The sequence below is a fragment of the uncultured Pontibacter sp. genome, from assembly GCF_947492645.1.
Lineage (GTDB): Bacteria > Bacteroidota > Bacteroidia > Cytophagales > Hymenobacteraceae > Pontibacter.
Map to the genome: position 1 here is coordinate 108,758 of NZ_CANLMZ010000007.1, position 18,725 is coordinate 127,482.

Annotated in this window: 16 protein-coding genes; 6 read left to right on the plus strand and 10 right to left on the minus strand. The window is 47.4% G+C overall.

Annotated features, from left to right (window positions below; genetic code table 11):
- The first annotated feature begins 39 nt into the window (after window positions 1–39).
- Window positions 40–597, plus strand: a complete 558-nt coding sequence (locus Q1A23_RS09865) for a hypothetical protein (protein WP_299822576.1) — start codon at window positions 40–42, stop codon at window positions 595–597.
- 2 nt (window positions 598–599) lie between these two features.
- On the opposite strand, the gene Q1A23_RS09870 is transcribed toward Q1A23_RS09865, so the two are convergent.
- The 3 genes from Q1A23_RS09870 to Q1A23_RS09880 form a co-directional block, all read right to left on the minus strand.
- Window positions 600–1,145: a GNAT family N-acetyltransferase gene (locus Q1A23_RS09870; protein WP_299822579.1), complete on the minus strand. Its 546-nt coding sequence runs from the start codon at window positions 1,143–1,145 to the stop codon at window positions 600–602.
- Between the two features lie 224 nt (window positions 1,146–1,369).
- Entirely contained in the window at window positions 1,370–1,828 is a 459-nt protein-coding gene (locus Q1A23_RS09875) for a J domain-containing protein (RefSeq protein WP_299822582.1), read from the minus strand.
- Window positions 1,829–2,121: 293 nt separating this feature from the next.
- Window positions 2,122–3,111: an aspartate-semialdehyde dehydrogenase gene (locus Q1A23_RS09880; RefSeq protein WP_299822585.1), complete on the minus strand. Its 990-nt coding sequence runs from the start codon at window positions 3,109–3,111 to the stop codon at window positions 2,122–2,124.
- A 295-nt stretch (window positions 3,112–3,406) separates the two neighbouring features.
- On the opposite strand from Q1A23_RS09880, the gene Q1A23_RS09885 reads away from it, so the two are divergent.
- The gene (locus Q1A23_RS09885; protein WP_299822588.1) at window positions 3,407–5,992 is read left to right on the plus strand and encodes a lamin tail domain-containing protein; all 2,586 of its coding nucleotides are present in this window, start codon (window positions 3,407–3,409) and stop codon (window positions 5,990–5,992) included.
- A 40-nt stretch (window positions 5,993–6,032) separates the two neighbouring features.
- On the opposite strand, the gene Q1A23_RS09890 is transcribed toward Q1A23_RS09885, so the two are convergent.
- Window positions 6,033–7,223: a lipase family protein gene (locus tag Q1A23_RS09890; RefSeq protein ID WP_299822591.1), complete on the minus strand. Its 1,191-nt coding sequence runs from the start codon at window positions 7,221–7,223 to the stop codon at window positions 6,033–6,035.
- 239 nt (window positions 7,224–7,462) lie between these two features.
- Between Q1A23_RS09890 and Q1A23_RS09895 the strand changes: the two genes are divergently transcribed.
- Complete coding sequence (locus Q1A23_RS09895) at window positions 7,463–8,290, plus strand: TSUP family transporter (protein WP_363322035.1); 828 nt, start codon at window positions 7,463–7,465, stop codon at window positions 8,288–8,290.
- 114 nt (window positions 8,291–8,404) lie between these two features.
- Here Q1A23_RS09895 and Q1A23_RS09900 read toward each other — a convergent pair whose 3' ends face one another.
- From Q1A23_RS09900 to Q1A23_RS09910, 3 genes are read right to left on the minus strand one after another with little or no spacing between them, the layout of a single operon-like run.
- Window positions 8,405–9,814 (minus strand): TolC family protein, encoded by a 1,410-nt coding sequence (locus tag Q1A23_RS09900; protein ID WP_299822594.1) that lies wholly within the window; start codon window positions 9,812–9,814, stop codon window positions 8,405–8,407.
- Entirely contained in the window at window positions 9,814–11,184 is a 1,371-nt protein-coding gene (locus Q1A23_RS09905) for an HlyD family efflux transporter periplasmic adaptor subunit (RefSeq protein WP_299822597.1), read from the minus strand. The genes Q1A23_RS09900 and Q1A23_RS09905 overlap by 1 nt, the downstream gene beginning before the upstream one ends.
- Before the next feature lie 3 nt (window positions 11,185–11,187).
- Window positions 11,188–12,924, minus strand: a complete 1,737-nt coding sequence (locus tag Q1A23_RS09910; protein ID WP_299822599.1) for an ATP-binding cassette domain-containing protein — start codon at window positions 12,922–12,924, stop codon at window positions 11,188–11,190.
- Between the two features lie 360 nt (window positions 12,925–13,284).
- On the opposite strand from Q1A23_RS09910, the gene Q1A23_RS09915 reads away from it, so the two are divergent.
- Complete coding sequence (locus tag Q1A23_RS09915) at window positions 13,285–14,550, plus strand: DEAD/DEAH box helicase (RefSeq protein ID WP_299822602.1); 1,266 nt, start codon at window positions 13,285–13,287, stop codon at window positions 14,548–14,550.
- 434 nt (window positions 14,551–14,984) lie between these two features.
- On the opposite strand, the gene Q1A23_RS09920 is transcribed toward Q1A23_RS09915, so the two are convergent.
- A complete protein-coding gene (locus tag Q1A23_RS09920; protein ID WP_299822604.1) occupies window positions 14,985–15,479 on the minus strand; it encodes a DCC1-like thiol-disulfide oxidoreductase family protein in 495 nt (164 codons plus the stop codon).
- Window positions 15,433–15,648 carry a DUF2892 domain-containing protein gene (locus Q1A23_RS09925; RefSeq protein WP_363322036.1) on the minus strand — a complete coding sequence of 72 codons (216 nt, stop codon included), beginning with the start codon at window positions 15,646–15,648 and terminating at the stop codon, window positions 15,433–15,435. Before Q1A23_RS09925 ends, Q1A23_RS09920 begins: the two co-directional genes overlap by 47 nt.
- Window positions 15,649–15,910: 262 nt before the next feature.
- Here Q1A23_RS09925 and Q1A23_RS09930 point away from each other — a divergent pair, with 262 nt between their 5' ends.
- Both Q1A23_RS09930 and Q1A23_RS09935 read left to right on the plus strand, forming a co-directional pair.
- Window positions 15,911–16,246 (plus strand): DUF2752 domain-containing protein, encoded by a 336-nt coding sequence (locus Q1A23_RS09930; protein WP_299822606.1) that lies wholly within the window; start codon window positions 15,911–15,913, stop codon window positions 16,244–16,246.
- Window positions 16,239–16,586, plus strand: coding sequence for a TM2 domain-containing protein (locus Q1A23_RS09935; protein ID WP_299822608.1), 348 nt, complete (start codon window positions 16,239–16,241; stop codon window positions 16,584–16,586). Before Q1A23_RS09930 ends, Q1A23_RS09935 begins: the two co-directional genes overlap by 8 nt.
- Window positions 16,587–16,670: 84 nt before the next feature.
- On the opposite strand, the gene Q1A23_RS09940 is transcribed toward Q1A23_RS09935, so the two are convergent.
- Window positions 16,671–18,632, minus strand: a complete 1,962-nt coding sequence (locus Q1A23_RS09940) for a M1 family aminopeptidase (protein WP_299822610.1) — start codon at window positions 18,630–18,632, stop codon at window positions 16,671–16,673.
- Window positions 18,633–18,725 lie beyond the last annotated feature (93 nt).

Consider the following 18,725-nt stretch of genomic DNA (forward strand, 5'->3'; position numbering starts at 1 on the left):
AACCTTAACCCTGGCGCGTTTTACAAGAGAGTGCACCCTATGGAAAGGGAAATCCCAAAGCCATACTTATACTTGAGTTTATACTTCATGAAACGATACCTGCTGCCGCTACTGGCTATTTTATACTTTACAAGCTGCTCTGATAACAATACATCTTTAGAGCAGAAACTGCGAGAGGCTGTAACCGAAGGCGAAGCCGGACCTAAAGGCTATAAAACCATAAACCTTACCGAGCTTACCGATTTTGAGTGGGAAAGAATGTACTACTTTCAGCCGAACGAGGATAAAAGGTCTATTAGTGATGCGATTGGCTTTAGGTGGGAAGGTGTTGAGGTAAAAGCAGGATTCAGGCGGCTATTGTTTGTAAAGGGCGAGGAAGTGGTGTCTTATGTGGATTATAACTACGATGAGTTTCCTTTGGCGCTTTATGGCTGCCACAGCGACAAATGGATATACCCAAGCAGCCGCAGCCAGTTTGCCACTTTTAAATATTGCAGCGGCGACAGCGAGGTTTATACTTTTATACCTGTGCCGTGTGTTGAGGATATCCGGGAGCTAATGGAGTATAATTGCCCTGAAAAAGCGGCGGCAGAATAAAACTAACTGCTTATACTTGCCTGTATGTTCGGGTTCAGCATTTTCCAGCGAATCAGTTTTTCGTCGGTGCTCACCTGCTCCATTCCTAGTTTCTCCAATACCCTGGCAGATGGCTTGTTATCCAGTAAGCATCTTGCTGTGATGGCTTTCACACCTGGCTGCTGAAAAGCCCAGCTCACCAGCCCTTGGGCTACTTCAGAACCATAGCCGTTCTTTTGTGCCTGCGCTATAATAGCATAGCCTATATCTATTTCACCATCAGCATTAGGTAAACCCTTAAAGCCCCCATCACCAATTACAGTCATGCTGTTTCGGTGCACCACTATATACGACTCAAAGCCTGATGGCTCCTGCACCAACTCCAGGTTTGTAATGATCTTCGGGAAAGTATCTATTGCTTCTTGGTCGGGCCAGAAAGGTGTTTGGTTTAAGTTAAGCTTAGCAAGTATACGTGTATCGCCAGCCAGCAGCAGTTTAGTAATAGCTAACGTGAAGGGTATAAGTATGAGCCTGTTGGTATGAATGTGCATGTTAGCAAAAATTAACATACCGCAAGTTTAGCGCAGCGTAACTTGTGGTAAACGTGAGGCAAGTTTGCAACTTGCTTGCTGCGAAAGCAGGAATTTGTAAAGTAGCAGTTTTATGCTTCATCAGCCAATGTATAAAGTATGGGCGGGGCCTTTGCAGCCCTTGCTTTTCCAAAGCAAAGCAGTTATAAACTGCTGCCATACTTAGCCACAAGTTACGCTGCGCTAAACTTGCGGCAGGGGCGCTAAAAATCCACATCAATGTTTGATAACACCTCTCCCAATACTTCGCCTGTACCTTTGAACATACTACCAACTCCTGTAAACAAGCCTTCAATTAAAACATGGCCAACCATTTCAGTTAACAATTCAGTAGTAAAAATGTAAAAGTTAGATGATGCTATTTCTTCACTTTTCTTTTGTGCTTCACTTCTTGCAGACTCGAATTTAGAAGTAGCTTCCTTCTCTAAATTCTCACCATTCTGAAGTATAAAATGATTATATAATGTATCATATTGTTTTCTTTTCAGAACATCGGAGAGAATGTGAAAAGCTTCATTAAGTTCTACAAAATCATGATGGGCCGTCGGAGCATCATTTTTGTCTGGATGAAGTCGAATTGCTGCATCTCTATACGCCTTTTTTATATCGGAGCCTGAAGCATCTCTTTCTACTTTTAAGATCAGGTAGTAATTTTTTATCATAAACTGGTAAGTGTAGTATGATTAGGACAAATTACTGTAGCTGGAAAAGAACGATATGTGTCCTTACTAACATCGCTTTGAGAAAATTTAGCCGAAGTTTCAAAGTAACAATATAAGAGAATTTCCCGCTCTTCCATACTCCCAGCCCAAAAACCACCTGATGCGGATATCCATATCCGCATACACCAGCACCAATTAAAAACGGGGACTCAAAGTCCCCGTTTTTTAACTTCCGGACTTGGAGTTCCGGAAGAGCATTAATTATGCTTTAATCAGTCTTTTGTCAAAAAAACCTATACCAATTTATGCTTCACCAGATACTCTGCAATCTGTACCGCATTCGTAGCAGCGCCTTTGCGCAGGTTATCCGCCACAATCCACATATTTACCGTACGCGGCTGCGTTTCATCTAAACGAACACGGCCAACCAGTACTTCATCTTTGCCGTGTGCATCTTTTGGCATTGGGTATTGCAGGTTCTTTACGTCGTCTATCACTTTCACACCTTCGGTTTCGCCAAGTATGCGGTATACTTCATCCAGCGTGAAATCCTTCTCAAACTCCACGTTCACCGATTCGGAGTGGCCGCCCATTACGGGTATGCGCACCGCTGTAGCTGTTACACGGATAGAGTCGTCGCCCATGATCTTCTTTGTTTCGAGGATCATCTTCATCTCCTCCTTAGTATAGCCGTTATCGGTAAACACGTCGATATGCGGCAGCACGTTCAGGTCTATCTGGTACGGGTACGCTTTCTCGCCTTCTTTGCCTTCGCGCTCGTTCATCAACTGGTCCACAGCCTTCACCCCAGTTCCCGTCACAGATTGGTAAGTACTTACCACAACGCGCTTCATTTGCAATTCTTCGTGCAGCTTGTTCAGGGCCACCACCATTTGTATGGTAGAGCAGTTTGGGTTAGCGATAATCTTGTCTTCTTTCGTAAGTTCTTTGGCGTTAATCTCGGGCACTACCAGCTTTTTAGTAGGGTCCATGCGCCACGTCGATGAATTGTCTACTACAACAGTACCAACTTCGGCAAACTTTGGGGCCCACTCCGTAGAAGTGCTGCCACCAGCCGAGAAAATAGCAATATGCGGGGCAGCTGCAATCGCGTCCTGCATCCCGATAACCTTTATCTGTTTACCCTTAAACTCCATCTGTTTACCAACAGATCTCTCAGAAGCAACCAACAATAATTCCGTTACCGGGAAGTTACGCTCCGCCAGCACTTTCAAAATCTCGCTGCCCACCAGTCCGGTGGCGCCTACTACTGCTACTTTCATTTAAGGTATATATTTAATTGTTTGATAGCTGAAAAACTAAAAGGCTTTAGCCGGCGCAAGTTTGTAACTCGTGCTTTGGCCTGCTTCTACACGCATTCCGTTACTCAGAATTAACTAGTTAACTAACGCCCCTTGCTCCCGTAATAGTTCTAAAACTATAACAGCGCCTGTTATTGTTTGGGCGTGCCGGCTGGGCCGTCGGGCTTTCGCCTGTACTCCTCGCTTCGCTGCGGGGTGCCGGCTCTATCCCTCACGCGGCTGCAAATAACGTAAGTTTTTACCACAATTTCTGCCCATGAAACAAACTTTACTCGCTATACTTCTGCTACTTCCGGTACTAACACTTGCGCAACTACAGGAAAGCTTTTCTGACGGTGACTTTACCCAAAACCCCACCTGGACAGGCGATGTAAGCAGCTTTATAGTTAACCTGCAGGGGCAACTGCAAAGCCATGGGCCTGCTGTTACGGGTACTGTTCTTAGCCTTGCCACACCCTCACAAGCCGTAGTTGGGGCTACCTGGGAGTTCTGGGCAAACCTGCGCCTGGCAACCTCATCAACCAACTACGCCGACATTTACCTCATTGCTGACAAAGAAGACCTGGAGGCGGCAGACGTAAACGGGTACTTTGTGCGCATCGGCAACACCGCTGACGAAGTAAGCCTTTACCGGAAAGACGCTGGCAAAGCAGCCGTAATGCTAATCAACGGGCAGGATAAAACTGTTGCTACCAGCAACAACGTTGTGCGCGTGCGGGTAACCCGAAGTATAAACCACGAATGGGAGCTAAGTATAGATGTAACAGGAACAGGCCAGGAATATGTCAGCCAGGGCACAGCTTCTGATGCCACACATAAAAGCTCCGCATACTTTGGGGTGCTGCTGCGCTATACCTCAGCCAACAGCCAACGCTTTTACTTTGATGATTTTGCTATCACAGATACACAGCCACCTATGCTGGAAGAACTGCAGACTACAAACACCCAAGAGCTTATACTTCGGTTTAACGAATCCCTGCAGCCAGCGCAGGCACAAAACACAGCTAACTATACCTTAAATGGCAGTATAAAACCAACTATAGCGGAACTGACTGCTGCTGGCACTATTCGTTTAGTGTTCGGCCAGAGTTTTGGAATAGGAGACAATGCTTTACGTATAGCCAACCTGCAGGATGTGTATGGCAATGCCCTAAGCACCCCAATAGAGCGTAGTTTTAACTTTATACCTCCGGCGGTGCTGCCTAGCTACAACGAACTTATCATTACCGAGATCATGGCCGACGAAACACCAGCTGTTGGCTTACCAGCACAGGAATATATTGAACTATACAACACCACTACAGACAAAGTGCTGCAACTACAGGGCATCCGCTACTCCGATGCTACCTCTACCACCATCTTGCCTAATGTACAGCTGTTGCCCGGTGAGTATATAGTAGTAGTGCCCAATACGCAGGCGGCAAATTTTAGCCCTTATGGCAAAGCTATCGGTATAAGCAACTTTCCGAGCCTGAACAATGGCGGCGAACTGCTGCAACTGCGCCAGCCCAATGGCAGGCTTATCTTTGCTGTAAATTATTCAGATACGTGGTACAAAAACAGCAGCAAACGCGAAGGCGGCTGGAGCCTGGAAATGATTGATGTGAGCAACCCATGCGCCGGAATAGAGAACTGGACGGCCTCTGTAAATCCGGGAGGTGGCACACCGGCCCAACCTAACTCCGTTGCTGCCGCCAACCCTGATAACACACCACCTATACTTGTAGATGCTACGGCTATTGCTACCGATAGAGTACTGCTCCGTTTTAACGAGAAACTGGATAGTGCACAGGCTGCAACCATAGCTAACTACAGCATTAGCCCAAGTATAAGTATAATCAATGCGCAGGTGCAGGGGCCATTATTTACTGAGGCTATACTTACACTAGCTACTCCGCTGCAGGAGCGGCAGCTGTATACGCTAACAGCCAAAAGCATCAGCGATTGCTCGGGTAACCGGGGCAGCCAACCGTTAACAGCTATGTTTGCCTTGCCCTCAGCGCCTGCACCCGGCGATGTGGTTATCAACGAGATTCTGTTTAACCCAAGGCCAAACGGCGTAGATTTTGTAGAACTGGTAAACCGCAGCGATAAATACATCAACCTGAAAGACTGGAAATTGGCAAACACTAGCGGCGATACGATCAGCAATATCAGAAATATAACAACCGCAAATTATGTGCTGGCGCCTGGGCAATATGTGGTACTCACTTCCAACCTAGATAACATCAAAAGCAATTACCCTACTGCCAGGGAGCAAATTTTTTTGCGTATGGCCAGCTTGCCTAGCTACCCTGATGCCGCGGGTACGGTAGTAGTGTTGCAGCCAGATAACCGCACCGCCGATAGGTTTAGCTATTCCCAGCGTATGCACTTTGCTTTAATTGATGATGTAAACGGTGTGTCGTTGGAGCGGATAAGGGTGGAGGGCCCAAGTATAGCTACTAACTTCCACTCGGCGGCTACTACTGTGTTTGCCACACCAGGTTACCTTAACTCGCAGTCGCAGCCAGGTATGCAGGCCCAACGGATGTTTAAAATAGAGCCGCAGGTTTTCTCTCCGGATGGCGATGGCTTTGATGATTTTACCACTATCAACTATACCTCTAACCAAGCAGGTTTAGTGGCCAATATTACAGTTTTTGATGCCTTGGGCCGGGAAGTACGCAAGCTGGCGCGCAACGAACTACTGGCAACTGATGGCTTTTTCAGGTGGGATGGCCTGCGGCAAGACGGCGCTAAAGCGAATCTTGGCACTTACATATTTTACATCGAACTATTTGGCCTGAACGGGGAGAAAAGTGAGTTTAAAGAGCGTGTGGTACTAGGAGGGAGGCTATAAATTACTGATCCAACGAAGTAGCCATGCTATCAGAGTGAACTTAAAACGACTTAATCCAGGGCACCAGCGATTGTAGCATCGGGCCAAAAGAACTGCTGTGCGTGCCACCCGCTATACTTATAAACTCGGTTTGAGCTGCTCCGTTTGCTTTGAAACGCTCATAAGTAAGTTTTGAGTTTTCGAATGGCACAATATTGTCGGCGGTGCCGTGGTAGAGGCGTGTGGGGCTTTGCGGTACCCAATTGTTAAAGCTGTTAGCCTGCAAAGCCTGCTTTAATGCCCGTTCCTGGTTTGGGTCTTTCAGGGCATTGTAGAAAGCTGGGGCGAAAAGCTTTTGCGGGTCTGTGGTAAGTTCGCGGTTAATGGCGCTGCCTCCGTTGTTGCCGTTAAACAGCCGTGGCAACTTTTCTGCATAAGGTTCTTGAAACAACTCGTTTAAAGGCCTGTTCCAGCTGTTGGTTTGGTTATAGGCTTGCAAAATATAAGCAAGATAAGCCGGGTAAGTATAAGGCTTGCCAGCTGTAACGCCGGCCAGCATGTGCGTTAGGTCGTAGCCACCGGCACCTGCCGCCGATGCCGTGATTTTAAGCTTATGTTGCGGGTTCGTTTCAATTTCTTTCTGTGCAGCCAATGTTACGTAACCACCCTCGGAGTAACCAACTAAAAAGAGTTGCTCGTTTACGGTAACATCTTTCTCGCTGCAGAATTCAGGAGCGGCCTTTATCATGTCTACCACCGCCATGGCTGAATGCTTTTGGTCATAGTATGGGTGGAAAATCTGCTTAGACTCACCAAAACCAATATAATCAGGAATAAGCATAACATAACCCGCTGCCGCAAAAAGCTCGAACCCTGAGAGGCCGGTAAAGCTGGTTGGGGCATCGGCTTGAGTAAAAATAGTACCGTGCTGCGCACTAATAACAGGGGCAGCTGTTGGCATGCCCTGCGGTACGCAAACTAAACCCGATGCTTTTATCTCTTTACCCCGGTACGTAGTGATGTATGTTAACTTATAAACTGACACGCCATATTTTATCTCATTGGCATAAGCCCCATGCCCTTCTGCAGCGGCCAAAGATCGAAGCAAGTCTCTTGGAACAGATGTGATCAGCTCTGATGACACATAAAGCTCTTTCTCTGGAATGGGGGAAGCTATGGCTTCTTTGTCGCAGGAGGTTTGGGTAAAAACAGAGCTGATTAACAGGGTGTATACAAGCAATAATCTAAGCACAGGTCAGGGCGTTTAAGTATGGTTTAATGAGCTGTTTTGCAACATTATATTTACAAGAAGAGTGCCATTTGTGCCCCCGTTGGCTGGCATGGTAATATTTATGGCTGCACCTGCTGCAGATGATCCTGCATTCGATTATCTTGCGCCACTTTTTGACTTTATACTTTGTAATAGCAGCAGAGCACAGATAACTGGTTTGGTTACAGAGGCTTTGCTTTTGCTGGTTCTGAAATTATCCTGTGGAGATAGAAGTTATACTTTACCTGTGCTTTTTTGCTTTTCTGGCTGGGTTCATTGATTCGATAGTAGGTGGGGGAGGGCTGATACAGTTGCCGGCCCTGCTGGTGTTTTTACCCGGTGTGCCGCTGCCTGTTGCGTTTGGTACGGGCAAGTTTGCCGGCATTGCAGGCACTACGGCAGCCATGATAAAGTATGTGCGAAAGGTTAAGATAAATTACCTGGCTATACTTCCGGCGGCCGGGGCAGCTTTTGTGTTTTCGTTTCTGGGAGCGAGGGCGCTTGCCCACATAGATGCCAGCCTGATGAAACCGTTTATACTTGTGATGCTGGTGCTGGTGGCGGTGTATACTTTGATTAAAAAGGATTTTGGCTCGTTGCATGCGCCTAAGCTAACAGAGCAGAAAGAGCGGCTGTATGGTTTGCTGGTAGGGGCATCTATTGGTTTCTACGATGGTTTTTTCGGCCCGGGCACCGGCAGCTTCCTGATCTTCATTTTTATAGGCCTGTTTGGGTTCAACTTCCTGGCTGCCTCTGCGGCATCCAAAGTAGTGAATGTAGCTACAAACTTATCTGCGCTTTTATACTTTGCCTACAAAGGATTCGTGCTTTACGAGGTGGCTATACCCATGGCAGTTTGCAGTATAATAGGCTCCCAACTAGGCACCCGTACTGCTTTAAACCGTGGCGTTGGCTTTGTGCGCGTGCTGTTCCTGGTGGTGGTGTCTGGCATCATCCTGAAATTTGCTTATGATACCTACGGCACCGGCGGCAGCGATTTTGCCCATGTTGCTACCACGGTGCAGAGCTGGTTTGGCCGTAAAGGTTAAATGCTGGGTTGTTCTAAGTATACTTATTGCATGCGCTTGCATTCCTCCGGACGTTACGATGTCGTTGAGCAAGTATAGCAGATGATTTTAGGCTTCTATAACTCAAATTAGCGATCACTCTTCCATACTTCCTGCAGACCAATACAGGTAAGTTTTCGATTTGGCATACTTTGTTCGCAACTCATACAGCTTCACCTGCGACTCCAGCAGCTTTACCTCCCGTGAGTTGATCAAGAATAATGAGCTTTCGCCGTTCTCGAACCGGGTAACTTCTCCGTTGCGAAGTATAAGGGCGTTGGCAACCGCCTGCTCCTGCAGCCTGATCTGCTGTTCCAGCGCCAGCCACTCGTTGTAAGCAGCCACTACAGAGGCTTCAATTTCGCGGGATGTTTGTGTTAGTTCCAGCGCATTTACCTGTTGTTTTGCTTTGGTTAGCTGCAGTTTGCCACGCTCCTGGCGCAGGAACAGGGGCAGGCTTAAGCTTACTCCTAGTTTATAGTTATTGCCCATGTATTGTTGGTCCAACGCCTCAGAATCAAGGTAAAAATCACTTTGCAGCACGTTGTAGTCTACATTTAGCTTGGGCTTTAACTTGTCTGCCGCAAACCGTTGCTCAATGGCTAACTGAGAGCCTTTCAGATCCAGCTTGAGCAGGTCGGGGTGGTTGCGGCGGGCAAACTGCAGCAACTGGTCCAGCGAATCGCGATGCATGGTAGCCAGTTCACTTCCTGCCAGCGTAGGAATCGTGTTTTCCTGCAGCTCCAGCGGCACCTCGTTTTCTGCCCACAGGTGTACAGCCACACGCAGGCGGGTATTGTTGTAGTTAAGTTTTGCCTGCTCCAGCAGTACCTGCCTGTCCTGCACAGCCATGCGGGCCTCCACCGTATCAATGGCAGCCAGATCGCCTTCCTGTGCCCTGATGTTTACAGCTCTCAACCTGAAATCGGCTAACTCAAGCGCCTCCTGGTACAGCTGCATGGTGCGGTACTGCAACAGCCAGTCCCAATAGTCTTTGGTTGCCTCCAGCAGCAGTTTGTTTATCAGTTTTACACGCTCGGCCTCGGCAATGTCCTGCATCAGCTGTGCCTGCCGTAGCGTGGACCTGCGTTCATCAATAAACAAGCCCTGCCCTAATGGTACCGAGATGCCAGCATAGCTCAGCCCATCAGCAGGCGTGCCTTTCTCTGGGTTCAGGTACTGCCCTCCGTTCTTTTCAAAACCAGCCTTAAGCACGGGGCCAAACCAAAGCGGCACATACAGGGTGTTATCCCAGGTGTTGTAGTACTCTTTGCCGTTAAACTCTTTGCGGTAGAGCTTGCTTACCAGTTCAGGATCGAAAACGCCGCGTGCGATGCGCAGTTCCTGCCGTGCCTGTTCTGTAAGCAGCCGTGCCTGCGAGGCTACAGGGTGATTGGCAAGTATAACTCGCTGGTATTCCTGTAGCGTAAGCACCTGTGCCTGGGTATAAGGTTGCCACACCAGCAGGCTCGCCAACAGGCAAAGTATAAATATCCTGCTTCGCATTACTTTTCTTCCTCCTCCGCTTTTCCGGTGGCTTTGGGTTTTGCGGCGGCTCCAGTTTTAGGCGCTGTATAATCTGCCGGGAAGCTGTTTAGCTGTCGCCATATCTCATACCAGATAGGTACGGTGTTCAGCATGGCCCATCCGTTCACTCCTGAGCCTACGCGCAAGGCATCCGGCCACGGTTCTGAGCCAGGGTCCGGGACTACCAGCATACGGTACCTGCCATTGGTGCCGCTGTTATCAATTACGGCTACTCTACCACCAAATGTGCCGAAGCTGGCGCCCGGCCAGCCAGAGAATACAATGGTAGGCCAACCCTCGAACTGCAGTCGCACCTCATCGCCCCGTTTAATAAGCGGCAGGTCTAAGGCGCTAATGTATAGCTCTGCAGCCAGTTCAGGGTTTTGTGGCATAATGGTAACCAAAGGCTCTCCTTCTTTTATGGTTTCGCCGATGCCAGCTTTCAGGGTTTGCACCACATAGCCATCCTGCGGCGCCACGATCTGATAATATTTGCTACGGACTTGTGTGCTGCTGTACTCGCTCTGTATTTTGGCTACCTCTGCCTGCGTGCCGAAAATGTAGGAGCGGGTGGAGCTTAGTTCTGCTTCTGCCTTGGCAATTTTATCGCCGTACTCCGCCTGCAACGAGTTTAACTCCGTGCGAGTGTTTTGCAGTTCGGCTCTGGTGGCGTCATACTTGTTTATTACTGATAGCAGCTTTGCCTGCGCCTCCTGCAATTTCAAGCGGCGTTGTTCCAGCTCCGTCAGCGACTTTAACCCCTGTTTGTACAGGCTTTCCTGGCGTTGAAACTGCGCTTGGGCAACAGCCAACTCGGTGCGCTGCGCTACTACGTCCATACTATCGCTTTGCAGTTTCAGGCGTGTTTGCTCTATTTTGTTGCGGGCTTTCTGCAGGCTAAATGTAAGGCCTTCGCGCAAGGCACTTATCTGCTCCTGCATAGCATCCGCCTTGTTCTCGTTAGCCTCCACCGACTGCTTTTTTGCATCTACCTGCTCACCCAGGCGTGTCAGCAGGTTCGGGTCCATGTACTTTTCCTTTATCTCGGAGATGCTGGCAATGGTGTCGCCTTTTTTCACAAAAGCACCTTCCATTACATGCCAGTACTCAATGCGCCCTGCTATGGTAGCCTCTATGGTTTGCGGCCTGTCCTGCGGAGTGAGTGCCGTTAAGGTACCCGCAGAGCGTATGTTCTGGGTCCAGGGCAGGAACATGCAAAGTATAACGATCAGGAAAATGCCACCAATCCAATACGTTAGTGTGCGGCCCATGTGTGGCGTCTGCACCTCGGCCATTACATCCAGTTGCTGATGCTCGGTATTATCGAAGTTTTTTAGTTCGGTAGCCATATGTTAAGCGGTTACTTCTGTTAACTCCTGTAAAACCTCCAGTTGCTTCAGCTGCTCATACGCGTTAAAAGCAACCATACGCCCATTCTGAAGCAATAAAGTGCGATCGCACAACTGCATCACGTCCTTGTCGTTCGAAACTATGATCATGGTCCAGTTAAAGTGCGGGTTAGTGAGCAGGTGCAGCATGTCCAGTTTTTCTTTTCTGGCCATACCCGCCATGTTATCCAGGATAAGGAGTTTTGGTTTTTGCACCAGGCTACGCGCCATAATTATTTTTCGGGCAACGCTGCCGGGCAGGCGCATGCTTCCGCCGGTAAGGTAGGCGTGCAGGCCATCTGGCAACGTGTGCACAAAGTCATTCAGTCCGGTAAGTTCTATTGCCCATAAAATATCCTTCATCGGGAGCTCACGGCCAAGGGTTATGTTTTCTATAAGGGTGCCATCAAACACCTGTTCTTTAGAAATGTTATCCCCGATGTAACTGCGCAGGTTACCCTTGTGCAGGTCGTGCAGCGATACGCTGTTAAAAGCCAAACTACCTTCATAAGATGGCAACAGCCCGAGCAGTATACTAATAAGTGTGCTTTTGCCGGAACTGTTAAACCCTGCCAGGCAAATCCGCTCAGAAGACCTTATTGTAAAGTTGATATCATGTAAAGCCACCTTCTTGGTATCCTGAAACTTGTAGCTAAGGTTGCATGTCTGGATGCTTAAGCCGCCTGGAATGTCTAGCTCATCTATCGTGATGCCTTTTACCTCCTCAGTCGGGAGGTCTGTTACTTCGCCAATTTTATCCAGGCTGGTCATCACATCATACACCGTATCCAGCTTAATAATGATTTTTTCCACAGCCGTCATAATCAGGATGATGATGATCTCGGAGGCTACGAACTGCCCGATATTTATTTCCTGCTGCACCACCAGGATACAGCCTAATACCAGCAAGCCACCAGTAATAAAGGTCTTAAAACCTACAAAGCTGTAGTATTGCGTCATGAGGACGCTAAAGTGCTGGCGGCGCACTTCCAGGTAGCTTTTTACATAGGTATTGGTGCGGTCCATGGGCAGGTTGGTTTGGCCTACCAGCTTAAAGGTGCTCAGGGAGCGGGCCATTTCCTCAAGCCACGCCACCAGCTTATACTTATACTTTGACTCACGTATGCTTGTGTCAATGCCCTTGCCGCCTGTTGCCCAGATAATAGCCACTAGCACAATGATCAGGATCAAGCCGAGAAAGATGAAGTATGGGTGGTAGAATGAAAGCAATATCAAGCCGAAGACAATCTGGATAACAGCAGTTGAAAAGTCTACCAGGATTTTAGCGATGCCTTTTTGCAGGGTTACTACGTCAAAGAAGCGGTTCATAAGCTCCGGCGGGTAATACTTCAACAGCGCTTCTGTTTGCAACCGTGGCACCCTATAGGCAAAATCTGAGGCTGTGCGGGCAAATAACCGTTGCTGAATAAACTCCACCAGCCAAAGCTGCATAACCTGCAGGCCGCCTACAATCAACAACGCAAGCACAATTAAACTAATTAGCACCACCACCGATACTGTTACCTGCCCACTCGATACAAATCCGATAATACTCTGAATACCAAGCGGGATCATTAATGTTATGAGGCCTGCGGCAATGGCATACACATACATATACATAATCTCCCGCCGCTCAATGGAGAGCAACTTTAGGAAACGCTGCATTGGCGTTAATTTCTTGTCTGCTTTAGGGTAAGCCATTATTTGGTTGTTATACTTTAGCTATTGTCTACTGCTGCTCAAGCCATCTGTTACAATAATTACTGTAGGCTGTTTTTTGTTTAGCACTTTTTATAAAGCCACTTGTGCAGCAGGGCACATATTTTGGGCAAATTTATGTAATGTCTTTTACGTAATAGTAATACTATTAAAAAAGTTTATAAAGCTATCTTTTTTTATTTAGATGATATTGGAGTTGGCTTTAGAATAGGACAACCAGATGTATAGCATTGTTTTACAGAGCGAAGCTGCAGGGGCAACCCGATAATCAACAATAAGTGTACCTTTGCATACTGGCTGTGCCGTAAGTATAAGCAGTAACCAGGTTTAAATACCAGCATCATGAGATTTGAAGATTACCGTATTTCCGACGAAATAAAGAAAAGCCTTGACAAGCTAGGCTTCAAGAAGCCAACCGATATCCAGTTTAAAGCCATTCCGCCTATCATGAAAGGCGAAGATGTACTGGCAATTGCCCAGACAGGTACAGGTAAAACTGCCGCTTTTGCTATTCCGGTGCTCGATAGGCTGCAGTATAGCAAGAACCGAAAGCGTGAAGATGGTATAAAGTGCGTGGTAATGGTGCCAACCCGAGAACTGGCGCAGCAAATAACTGAGGTTTTTAACGAGATTGGCCGTGGCACGCGTGTAAATACGTTTTGTGTGTTTGGCGGCGTAGAGCAGGGCCCACAGATCGCAAAGCTGGAAGCAGGTATTGATGTGCTTGTTGCCACACCTGGCCGCCTGTTTGACCTGGTAAGCCAGGGGCACATCCAACTGCATCGCGTTGAGGTGCTGGTACTGGATGAGGCTGACCACATGCTGGACCTGGGCTTTATACATGACATCCGGCAGCTGATCTCTAAACTGCCGCGCCAACGCCAGACATTGTTTTTTTCGGCTACTATAAACGAGAAAATAAAAGAGCTTGCCTACTCGCTGGTAACGAAGCCTGTTCGTATCCAGATTTCTCCAAAAGACCCCGTAGCTAAAAACGTGGATCACTCGGTGATGTATGTAGATATGGATGACAAACGCTTTTTTCTGGAGCGTGTGGTGAAGGAGAACCCGGAGAAGAAAGTGCTGGCCTTTGTACGCACCAAAGTGCGCGCAGAACGCGTGGTGGCGGCAATGGAGCGTGTAGGTGTGCAAGCCATAAGTATACATGGCGGCAAAGAGCAGAAAGACCGCCTGGATGTGATGAAGAAGTTTAAGAAAGGCGATGTAAAGCTCCTTATTGCTACAGACGTGAGTGCCAGGGGTATAGACATACCAAGCGTGGACTATGTTGTTAATTACGATTTGCCGGAGCAGCCGGAGAACTACGTGCACAGGGTTGGCCGTACAGGGCGCGGTACCGAAAAAGGTATTGCTGTAAGTTTTTGTGCTCCTGAAGAGAAACCCATACTCGACGAGATACAAACCTACCTTACAAAAGATATTAAAGTACTGGCAGTAGATAAAGATGATTACGAAGCCACTATAGACTTTAGTGCAGCGGCCAAGTACGACTGGAAAGCGCTTATAAATGAAGCGGAGGCAGCAGAGGCAATAGCCAAAGCCTCAAAATCTAAGAAAGCGAAGAGTAAGGCGAAAAAGAAGAAATAGTAGCTTTCGTAAGTATACTTCGGCGAAGGCCTGCGCAACGTTCATGTTGCGCAGGCCTTTTTGTTTTGATAACTTGAATTTATAGAGAATACCAAAAGCACTATATTTCTTGTATAATCATTAATTGGCTGGCAGCTAGGCTCCTATATGCTTTAGGAAGTTCCCGGGTTAGTTTTCATAGGTGCAATTTTCTTAAGGGCGGGCATCATGCCATTTCCCCTCCGGACTTGCTGTTTTATGAGGAAACCGGGCAAAGGCTTATTGTTGATGCTGTTCCTGATCTTGCCCCGCCACAAGTCCCGCATTTGTCTCCGGATGCAATGATGCGCAGCAGTTCAGGCTCCAGAAACCCTATACTATCAGGGTAACTAAAAGCTACAACATACATATGCCCTACAGTTGGAAAAGTTAATCCTGTAGCTAGTGCCTCAGCTTTAGCGGCCCTCTGAGTGTTTGCCAAATTTCCGGGCATCTTTATAAAACAGCTTTGTTACCCAAAAGCAGAAGTCGCGGTTGCTGGCCACAAACCGATAGCCTGCCTCAAACAGAACATCAGCAAGTACTATGTTGTAATAAAGTTTATTCCAGAAGTCGTTGCCTCCTAAAGCTAATACCTCAAAAACAGCAGCAGCTCCGCGTAAACGTCTATAATGGGTTATCAGGTAAACAGATTTTTTGAACTCCTGGCGCTTAACACCATAATACACTTCGGGTAAATGCTGATAAGGAGTGAATTTAACTTCGTGGGGTGTAAGCTTTTGCCATCGGCTAACCCAGAATTTACAGAAACTGCAGTCGCCATCATAAACCAGAATTGGCTTAAGTATGGCAGAGCCTAAGATTTGGCCGTCATTTTGATTATTGCTTACACCTGGTTCCACATCACAACTTTCTAATTTGGTTTGCTCCTTGCTGATCGGTGCAACCATTATATCCAACGGCTGCATTAAGTGGGCACCAGCGCAATGCAGCCGTTATAATGGGTATGATACCTAAAACTGCTAAAGGCTTTACATTGTAATATGCTCCAATACCAATGAGCCCCATACCGGCTATGGCTCTGGCTTTTTGTTCACCTAAACCTACATTACATTTCATCACTATCGCCAAATAATTTTATGTACTTATTTTTATATACTTTTGTATTTGTGTAAGGTTTGGCTTAAATGCGTTATACTTTGTAGAAAACATAAAATACTGATGAAGTATAGATTCTGCAGCATTAAAAAGAAATAACCATACGGAGTGTAAACCTGCGACTTAAACTACAGCTCACTTAAATATATGGAGGTAATGTAAGTATGGTAAATTTTAAGTATACTTGTTTAGTATAAAAACATGCCGATTAAATTAAATACTGGTGACTTCAAAAGCAGGCAATAGCATTGTACAGTTAAAATACCTGGCTGAGGTGGGGCTGTGGTGCGCTGGTATTGTTTTGCTGGCGCTAATGAACCCAGACGGCGAACATCTTTTCAGCTTTTGCCCTTATAGCTGGGTGCTGGAGAACGGGTGCATCGGGTGTGGCTTAGGGCATGGAGTCGCGTACCTGCTGCGAGGCAACTGGCAGGCATCCTGGCAGGCACATCCCTTGGCAGCTCCTGCATTGCTGCTATTGCTGTGGCGCTGCTGGCAACTACTGCGATGGCATAAAAAACACTTCAATCTACTAACCTTACATAAACAAAATGGCTAGAATTTTACACCTGATGCCGGACCTGGAACCGGACGAGATGAGCTATGTGCAAGCACTTGTGCAGCATATGTCTGATGATGAAGCGAGGCAGTTTGCCGACATTTATCGCTCAAGGCGCCGTGAGCCTATGCTTATGCTGGCAACAACTGTTATCGGTTTCTTTGGCGTAGCAGGTGTGCAGCGTTTTGTGATCGGGCAGATCGGGCTTGGTTTGCTTTACTTTTTTACTGGCGGCCTTTGCGTGGTCGGTACTATCATTGACCTTATAAACTACCGCCGCCTGGCTTATGAGTATAATGTAAAGGAGGCACAAAGAGTACTGGCCATGATGCAATACTGAGGCCAGGCATTCAGTTCAAACCCTGGTTGGAAGCCTTTATCTGAAGTACACCTTGCGTTAACGGAACAATGCTTTGGGCTAATCCTAGTTTTTTACTTTTACAAACCGAGCGCTATACTTCTGCGATCCGTTGGTGAGTAGGAGCTGGTACATGCCTGCAGGCAGGTCTGATACGGGTACGGTGGTTTCCTCAGAAGTTAAAAAGTATGAACTTCTTACCAGCCTCCCAGTCATGTCGTATACTTTGGCAACTGTAGGCTCAAAGCTTAAGTTTGCCACTTTTATACTTGGGCCGTGCACAGGATTGGGGTAGAGCACAGGAGGTCCAAAGTCTGGTACTGCAAGCAACCTGTTTCTTTGCAAGGAGGCATCTTTAAGTATCCAGTTGTTGGGGTCAGGTTGAATGCGGGTTACTTCGCCTTTCACCTGAAGCAGGTAGTTTTCTATGGCTTTGCCTTGCGTTACACGTATGGTGGTATCGCCGGTAGTTGTTGTTATCCGGTATTCCATGTCAGTTCTGAAAAATGGTGTGGTACTGCTTACGGTAGCCTCTGACACGATTAACAGCCGATTTTGCTCCTGGTTCCAGGCGATACGAAAGGTTGGGTAGCCGGTGCCCGCATACCATTGATCAAAAAAGTAGCCTAGTTGTTTGCCAGTAAGCTGCTCAAACACCTTTTGCAGATCTGCGGTAGATGCTGTGCCGCCTCCATACTGTTGTTGGTAATTCTGTAGCGCTTTAAAGAAAAGGTTATCGTTGTTTATCTCAAAGCGAAGCATGTGCACAACGCTTGCTCCCTTTTTATATGATAGCCTGTAATTAAAGATACGAACTACTGATTGCGTGTCTTGCGCTGGTACTTGCACCGAGGCACCTGGAACGTTTAATTTGGCAAGATCCTGGGCGTCTAATAACCAGTTTTCTGCGGCCTCTGGCGTTGCAAACTTTTGTAACGCCAAATATTCAGCATAAGAAGCAAAGCCCTCGTTCAGCCATATGTCTTGCCAGCTGGCGCAGGTTACATTGTCTCCAAACCATTGGTGAGCCAGTTCGTGGGCAGTAAGTGTAAAGGTAAAGGTGCTCTGCGTGGTCATTGTCTGGTGCTCCATGCCTCCCCCTAAAGGCGCCATACTATGCCCGTACTTCTCTCCGTGGAAAGGGTATAGGCCAAACAGCTCAGAAAAGTGTTCTATAAAGCCGGGAGTCCTATCCATTTCATCTTTATAGGCTGCCATTGCACCACCGCCATACACATAATTAAGTATAGGGATTGGGGTGCCGTTTGGGTACGCGTACTGCAGGTATTCTTCGTAATTAGAAACAGCTACAGAAACCAGGTAGTAATCAATCGGGTAATTAGATTTCCATTCGTAACGCCTCTTGTTTTCGGGTAGGTCTACAACTCTTGTCAGTATCCCGTTAGATCCAACTTTATTTTCAGCACTAGTGGTAACGAACACATGTACAGAATCTGCCTTATCGGTTAATACTTGTTTGGTAGGCCACCATTCGTAAGCAGCATAAGGCTCGCTAAGGCTCCAGGTAACATGGTTGCCCCATTCTGGCTCGCGTGCCGTATTAAACCCGTTGCCAATAGCCGCTGATGCTCCGCTAGGGGCTGTACCAGTATAGTGTATTGTGGCTGCCACCTCTGCCGACGCGGTTAGGGGAGTGCTTAGCTGTACAGTTACTTCGCCACCGTTTCGCGTTATACTTTGCTCGCGCCTGTTGTTGATAAGTACAGCATCTATCTGGAAGTTTTGGTGAAGTTCGAAGGCAAACACGCTGAGGCCGCCAGACTTAACCTTTGCTTTGATTGTGGCGTTGCCGGTAATGTAAGTGCTGTTTCGCTCCAGGTGCAGGTCCAGTTTATAAAACGTTACGTCATACAGGTTCATTTGCCGCTGGTGCTCCGGGCTTGCTATAGCCTTCTTTTGTATAGCTTGTGCACGGCTTTCTGCGCAGTAGCTTATACTTTGTGCTTTGGTAGCAACTGTACTAAGTAGGAGCAAGCAGATAAATGAAAGGAGTAATGTTTTTGTCATAGCTCTGGAATATGGCAGTTAATATGCTTTGTCATACTTGGTTACGGAATAACGCAACGCTTGTATTACCCGGCCTCTGCTAAAGTATGAATA